We start from the raw sequence: 3,361 nt of genomic DNA, 5'->3' as shown, positions 1-3,361 counted from the left end.
GCCCACTCCGCGCAGCGCCGCCAGCCCCTCCGGGCGGATGCCGGCCTTGAGCGAGGCCATGATGTACGGCGCGCCGACCCCGAAGTAGGTCACCGCCTCCGAGTCGGCGATCCGCCACAGCGTGGCCGGCGAGGGATAGGTGGCCGAGCCGTCGTACAGCACCGGCACCGCCCCCACCAGCAGGGCTCCGATGAGGTAGTTCCACATCATCCAGCCGGTGGTGGTGTACCAGAAGAACACGTCCCCCTCACCGAGGTCCTGGTGGAAGGAGAGCGACTTGAGGTGTTCGAGCACCACGCCGCCGTGCCCGTGCACGATCGGCTTGGGCAGCCCGGTCGTGCCGCTGGAGTACAGGATCCACAGCGGATGGCCGAACGGCACCCGCTCGAACTCCAGCGGCCCCGCCTCGGCCCGCAGCCCCTCCCAGCCGATCACCTCGCCGTGCGGCACCTCGCGGGTGTGCGTGGCCGTGGGCTCGGCCTGCTGCGGCGGCAGCCCCTCCTCGGCGGCCGTCAGGTACGGGATCCACACGGTCGCGCGCAGCGACGGCAGCGCGGCGGCGATCTCGTTGACGGCGGCCGAGCGGTCGTAGCTCTTGCCGTTGTAGTGGTAGCCGTCCACCGCGATCAGGACCTTGGGCTCGATCTGGGTGAACCGGTCCACGACGCTCGGGACGCCGAAGTCCGGCGAACCGGCCGACCAGATGGCTCCCAGGGACGCGGTGGCCAGGAAGGCGATCAGGGCCTGCGGGATGTTCGGCACATAGGCGGCCACCCGGTCGCCGCGCCCCACCCCCAGCCGGACCAGGCCCGCCCTGACCCGGGCGACCTCCTCGCGCAGCTCGGCGTGGGTCAGCTCCTGCCGCGCGCCGTCCTCCGAGACGAACACGACGGCCACGCCCTCGTGGTCACGCTCGCGCAGGGCGTTCTCCGCGTAGTTGAGCGAGCTTCCGGTGAACCAATCGGCGCCGGGCATCGTCCCAGTGATGACGGGCCCGTCGCCACGCTCTCCGATCACCCCGAAGTAGTCCCAGATCGACGTCCAGAAAGCCGCTGGGTCGTCGATCGACCAGCGCCACACGTCCTCGTAGCTCTCCCCGGCCCTGTCCAGGGTCTTGAGATAGCTCGTCAGACGGGCGCGCGCGACGACGTCTTCGGTCGGTTCCCAGAGAAGTTCGCCTTCAGCAACCATGGTGACCATCCTGTCGGGAGGTGGGGGCTATGTCATACCCGGCTCTCCACATAACTTGCGCCCGGGTTGGGTGTCGCGGCCCCACTTGCGCGTACGGGGTCAGCGGCGCAGGTGGTCGACCGCCATGCGGGCCGCCGTGCCGATGGCCGCGTCGGCGCGCGGCTGGTTGACGGCCGTGCTGAAGGAGCGGGTGAACACCGCCACCGCGTACTGGCCGCCGTCCGGGTACTCGACCACGCCCGCCTCGTTGCGGAGCGTCGGGAACGTCCCGGTCTTGCCGCTGACCTCCACGTCGTCGTACGGGAACCCCGAGGCCAGCCGGTGCGGCCACACCTGAAGGTTGAACACGCCGCGCATCCACGCGCACGACTCGGGCGAGGCGGCCTCGTCCCGCCAGATCATCCCGAACAGGGCGGCCATCTCGCGCGGGGTGCTGCGGTTGGTGCGTTCGGGGTCCAGCACGCCCAGGCGCGCTATGTCGTCAGGATCCAGGTACGGCCAGCCGTGCCCGGTGTCCTCCGCCATGCTCGCGTACATGTTTCTGGCGCTCTGCCACACGTTCGTGGCGCTCAGCCCGAAGCCGGCCAGCATGCCGTTGACCGCGTCGGACCCGACCCTGGCCAGGAGCGTGTCGGCGGCGGTGTTGTCGCTCACCGTGATCATCAGGTACGCGAGGTCGCGCAGCGAGATCGTGACGTCGTCGAGCATCGCCGACAGCCCGGTGGGCCCCGGCACCCGGTCGGCGGGCCGCACGGTCACGTGGCTCGCCAGGTCGAGCAGCCCGGCGTCGGCCTGACGGCAGAGGCCCACGAGCAGCGGCACCTTGAACATCGACGCGGTCGGCAGCGGCTCGTCGGAGCCGAGCCCGACCTCCCGCCCGGTGCGCACGTCGGCCGCGTGCAGCCACCCCGTCACGCCAGCCGCCCGGAACATCGCCGCGAAGTCCGGCTCACTCATCCCCGCACCTCGGGCAGCGCCGCGCCCCGGGCCGCCCCTGCCGACGCCTCGCGCGGCGGGCCGGCCGTCGCCCGCGTCATGCCAGCATCCCGGGTCTGCGGCTGATGTGGCGGACCGCTGGCGCGCCCTCGTCGGTCATCCCGGCGCTCTCTTTCAGCGTTCGTACGGCCACCGCCGAGAAACCGGTGACCGCGTCCGTCTCCACGCGCCAGGCGGTTGAGACCCGGCAACTGATCGGCGAGCCTAGCAGTGGCCGCCAGGCGATCCCGGGCAGGTCCACCCTGGCCCCGAACGTGACCGCCGCCCCCGCCAGCACCAGCCCGAGCCCGGCGCCCTGGTGCACCTGGGCGGGCACGTACCCGTGGCGGCGGCATTCGGCCAGCGTCGCGGCGTGCAGCCCCGGCTCGCCATCCTTAGGCGGCATCAGCAGGTCGCGCCCCGCCAGGTCGGCCAGGTGCACCTCGCCGGCCTGGGCCAGCGGGTCGCCCTCGGCCAGCAGCACGCCCTGCGGCTGGACCAGCACCTGCCCGTACCGCAGGCCGGGAGCGTTGATCGGGTGGCGGACGATGCCGACGTCGATGGCGCCCTCGGCGAGCGCGGTCACCTGGTCGGCCGTCCAGATCTCGGCGGGTGCGAGCCGTACGTCCGGATTGCCGGCGCGAAAGCCGGCGACGAGGGCGGCGATCACGGCGGCGGCCAGGTCGGGCGGGACGCCGAGCTTGAGGACCGTTCCCTCGCCATGGCGGACCAGCTCGCGCAGCCGGTCCACGCGGGCCACGATCTCGCGCGCCTCGCCGACCAGCAGGCGGCCCGCCTCGGTGAGCCGCACCTGCCGGGCCGAGCGGTCGAAGAGCCGCACGCCGAGCTCCTCCTCCAGGCGCTTGATCCGCTGGCTGAGCGGCGGCTGCGCCATGCCGAGCCGGATCGCGGCGTTGCCGAAGTGGAGCTCCTCCGCGACCACACAGAAGTAGCGGAGGTGCCGTACGAGATCCATGACCAGCCATCATAGCCAAATTTATATGGATATATCGCTCATATCAGTATTGGACACCGCATAGCGGACTCTGGTGTGCTTCGGCGGCATGGGGACACAACGGGGGAACACGCTCATGGACCTCAGGCCCGAGACACCGCCCAGGCGCAGGCGGGGGTGGCCGTGGGTCACCGCCGCCGTCCTGGTGCCCGCCGTCGCGGCGGCCGGGACGATCTGGTT

At 71.8% G+C, this 3,361-nt stretch carries 3 protein-coding genes; all 3 read right to left on the bottom strand.

Annotation, left to right across the window (positions count from 1 at the left end):
- Nucleotides 1–1,191, bottom strand: a 1,191-nt coding sequence (locus tag KME77_RS23285; protein ID WP_219471063.1) for an AMP-binding protein, incomplete at its 3' end; no start/stop codon positions are given.
- 99 nt (nucleotides 1,192–1,290) lie between these two features.
- Complete coding sequence (locus KME77_RS23280; RefSeq protein ID WP_219471062.1) at nucleotides 1,291–2,148, bottom strand: serine hydrolase; 858 nt, start codon at nucleotides 2,146–2,148, stop codon at nucleotides 1,291–1,293.
- 76 nt (nucleotides 2,149–2,224) lie between these two features.
- Entirely contained in the window at nucleotides 2,225–3,142 is a 918-nt protein-coding gene (locus KME77_RS23275; RefSeq protein WP_219471061.1) for a LysR family transcriptional regulator, read from the bottom strand.
- Between the last annotated feature and the right edge of the window lie 219 nt (nucleotides 3,143–3,361).

Origin of the sequence: Nonomuraea rhizosphaerae (genome assembly GCF_019396405.1) — a bacterium.
Taxonomy (GTDB): Bacteria; Actinomycetota; Actinomycetes; order Streptosporangiales; family Streptosporangiaceae; genus Nonomuraea; species Nonomuraea rhizosphaerae.
Note: the sequence above shows the minus strand (reverse complement) of the source record. Positions and strands in the feature narration are given on the sequence as shown.

Coding starts and splice junctions, on each gene's coding strand:
- KME77_RS23275 (WP_219471061.1), bottom strand. CDS start 3,142: ATGGATCTCGTACGGCACCTCCGCTACTTCTGTGTGGTCGCGGAGGAG.
- KME77_RS23280 (WP_219471062.1), bottom strand. CDS start 2,148: ATGAGTGAGCCGGACTTCGCGGCGATGTTCCGGGCGGCTGGCGTGACG.